The 3,058-nt window shown below is 64.8% G+C and carries 3 protein-coding genes and 1 pseudogene; all 4 read right to left on the bottom strand.

Annotation, left to right across the window (positions count from 1 at the left end; translation table 11 throughout):
• Positions 1-155: 155 nt before the first annotated feature.
• A complete protein-coding gene (tnpC, locus tag RMO18_RS07530; protein WP_309664948.1) occupies positions 156-1,655 on the bottom strand; it encodes an IS66 family transposase in 1,500 nt (499 codons plus the stop codon).
• 58 nt (positions 1,656-1,713) lie between these two features.
• On the bottom strand, positions 1,714-2,061 hold the full coding sequence (tnpB, locus tag RMO18_RS07535; protein WP_309664949.1) for an IS66 family insertion sequence element accessory protein TnpB: 348 nt from the start codon (positions 2,059-2,061) through the stop codon (positions 1,714-1,716).
• Positions 2,058-2,414: an IS66-like element accessory protein TnpA gene (gene tnpA / locus RMO18_RS07540; RefSeq protein WP_309664951.1), complete on the bottom strand. Its 357-nt coding sequence runs from the start codon at positions 2,412-2,414 to the stop codon at positions 2,058-2,060. The genes tnpB and tnpA overlap by 4 nt, the downstream gene beginning before the upstream one ends.
• A gap of 87 nt (positions 2,415-2,501) precedes the next feature.
• Positions 2,502-2,824: pseudogene (locus RMO18_RS07545) on the bottom strand (transposase); the annotation flags it as partial.
• Positions 2,825-3,058: the final 234 nt, after the last annotated feature.

The following is a 3,058-nucleotide window of genomic DNA, read 5'->3' on the forward strand; positions in this document are numbered from 1 at the left end:
GGACGCTTACCACCAGCTGATGCTGTCCGCCAAAAAGAAATTGCGCAAACTCGACGGTCAGAACCGCCTGCCCGAAATCATCCAAGGGGTTGAATTCCGCGACGGCATCAAGCACGAAATCAAAGCCGCCTGATCGTAACCGTCCGGTCTGACCGCTATCGGTTCCAGTGCCACGGCAGCAGGTCATCGACCTTTGTAATCTTGTAGTCTGGGATGCGGGCGAGGGTGTCGGCGAGCCAGGCGTTGGGATCGACGGTGTTGAGCTTGGCCGTTTCGATCAGGGTGTGGGCGATGGCCGCGGCTTTGCCGCCTGCTTCCGATCCGACGAAGAGGTAGTTCTTCCGTCCCAAGGCGATGGCGCGCATGCCGCGTTCGGCTGCGTTGTTGTCCAACTCCAGGATGCCGTGGTCGAGGTAGGGACGCAGGCGCTCCATGCGGCTCAGGGCATAGCGGATGGCGGCCGCGAGCGGGGATTTGCCCGAGATCGTGGTAAGTTGCATGGCCAGCCAGACCTCGAGGGCGTCGAAGACCGGGGCCGCATGTGCCTTGCGAAGCTCGACTCGGACATCCGGTGGCGACCCTCTGGCCTCTTTCTCGATGGCGTAGAGTTGGGCGATCCTGGCGATGGCCTCTTCTGCAATCGGGGAGCCTTGCGACCGGTGGATGTCGACGAACTTGCGCCGCACATGGGCCATGCAGGCGACCTCGCGGATGGCGCCCGAGCGGTAGAGGTCCTCGAACCCGGCATAGCCGTCGGCATGCATCCAGCCGCGGAACCGGGCGAGGTGGTCTTTGGGGTGCTGGCCCTTGCGGTCGCCGGAGAACCGATACCAGGCTGCCGGGGGCGCGTCGCCACCCCAGGGGCGTTCGTCGCGGGCATAGGTCCAGAGCCGTGCGGTCTGGGTCTTGCCGCTGCCTGGGGCGAGCATGCTGATCGGGGTGTCGTCGGCGAAGATCGCCTCGGCGGACAGGACATGGCGGCCAATGGCGTCTGCGAGGGGTTCCAACAGGGTGGTGGTCTTGCCGACCCAGTCGGCCAGCGTCGAGCGGTCCAGGTCGAGCCCTTCGCGGTCGAAGATCTGGCTCTGGCGGTAAAGCGGCAGGTGGTCGGCATACTTGCTGACCAGCACATGGGCCAGCAGGCCTGGCCCAGGACGGCCACGCTCGATCGGGCGCGAGGGCAGCGGGGCCTGCACGAAGCGCTCACAGCAGGTGCAGGTCAGGCGCGGCCGGACGATCCGGTTCACGATGAAGCGTCCGGGGACGTATTCCAGTTCCTGCGTGACATCCTCGCCGATCCGGCGCAGGCGCCCGCCGCAATCGGCACAGACTTCGGCAGCAGGGCTGAGTTCCACCTCCATCCGGGGGATGTGGTCGGGGATCGGGCGGCGCTTGGGTTTGTCCTTCTCCTCGATGTCCGGCAGCTTCATCCGAGCCGTCATCGCCGCCGCCGCGATCTCGCTGGTCTCAAGCGCCAGTTGCAACTGCTCGGCGGTCTCAGACGACGCGCCAAACCGGTGCGCCCTGTGCCCGGCCAGCTGGTGGCGCAGCTTCTCGATCAAGATCGCCTGTGCCTTGACCTCGGCCAGAAGCCGCGCGGTGAAGCTGCGCAGCTCCTCGGGGTCTTCGGGCAAGGTCAGGGTCTGATCCAGCATGCGGGAAGATTATCCCACTGTATTCGTTGTGGGAATCATTGATTGCGGGGTGAGCAGATTACCCCGCTGCCAAGGGCCGCCACGTCCGTTCCGGGGCTCGCCAGTCGATCCCCTCCAGCAGCATCGACAACTGCGCAGGCGTCAGCGCGACCTTCCCCTCCTTGGCCGAGGGCCAGACGAACCGGCCCTTCTCCAGCCGCTTCAGGAACATGCAGGCCCCTTGGCCATCCCACCAGATCACCTTCACGAGGTCGCCCCGGCGGCCACGGAAGACGAACAGATGCCCGGCAAACGGGTCCTGCTGCAGCACGGCCTCAACTTGCGCTGCCAGCGCCGCAAAGCCCTTGCGCATGTCCGTCACCCCGGCCGCCAGCCAGACCCGCGTGTTGGCCGGAACCGGGATCACACCGTCAACCCCCGGATCAGCCGCGCCAGAGCCTCGGGATCATAGCTCCCGCTGATCCGCATCCGGTGCCCGCCCGCAAGTTCGATCTCGATGCGGTTCTCTGCAGAAGGCATTGGGCAGGTCACCGGGGCTTCTCTGACGATCTCCACCGGCAGAAAGCGCGAACCGGCTTCCTCTGATCCCGTTCCGGGCTCGGGCCGATACTTGGGATCGCGAAGCCATCTGAAGATCAGGTTCGCGTTCACCGTATAGCAAAGCGCCACCTGAGCCACCGAAACGCCCGGCGCAGTCGTCTGCAGGCAGATCGACCGCTTCTCATCATCCGTCCAAAGCCGCCTCGTCCGCCGCGCCAAGCCTGCACCCTAGTGTCCACTAACGTTGGTGGACACTATCCGGCTCCATCAGCACGCGGCAGAGCGGTCAGGCCGGACGCTTACACAGATGTGCCGGTGTTTGGCGACGAAGGCGAACCTCATATCGCCTCCCGCGCGAAAAAAGCTGCCGCTTTCTTGAGGATGTCACGCTCCGCCCGGAGCCGGGCGACCTCTTTCTTCAAGGCCGCAATCTCGGCCAGATCAGCGCGCAACTGCCCGTTCCCGGGAAAGGCAGCAGCCGGGGTTGCGGTCAGTTCCCGCATCCAGCGCCGCAACACGCTCTCCGCCACATCAAGGTCACGGGCGGCTTGCGCCACCGCCACACCCCGATCCGTCACCAGCCTCACGGCCTCGATCTTGAACTCGCGGCTGAACTTCCGTCTCGTCATATCCACTCTCCAGTTCCTTGGTCACGATCTTATCTTCGTGTGCAAGAAACCGGCAGCAGCCCACACTGCCCTGGAGGCATGGCGGGGGATCATGGCGCGGCCCTTGCCCGGGCTTGGTGTTGCTTTTGCGCTGCGCGATGCAATCTCGGCCCGGTTCGGAGTAAAGCGGATCGGCGGTTTTTCAGGCAGTTTGGTTGAGATACCCCAAGTCGGGGGCCATTTGGACTTTTTCCT

It is taken from the genome of Tabrizicola sp. (assembly GCF_031377265.1).
In the GTDB taxonomy this organism is placed as follows: Bacteria; Pseudomonadota; Alphaproteobacteria; order Rhodobacterales; family Rhodobacteraceae; genus JAUYQR01.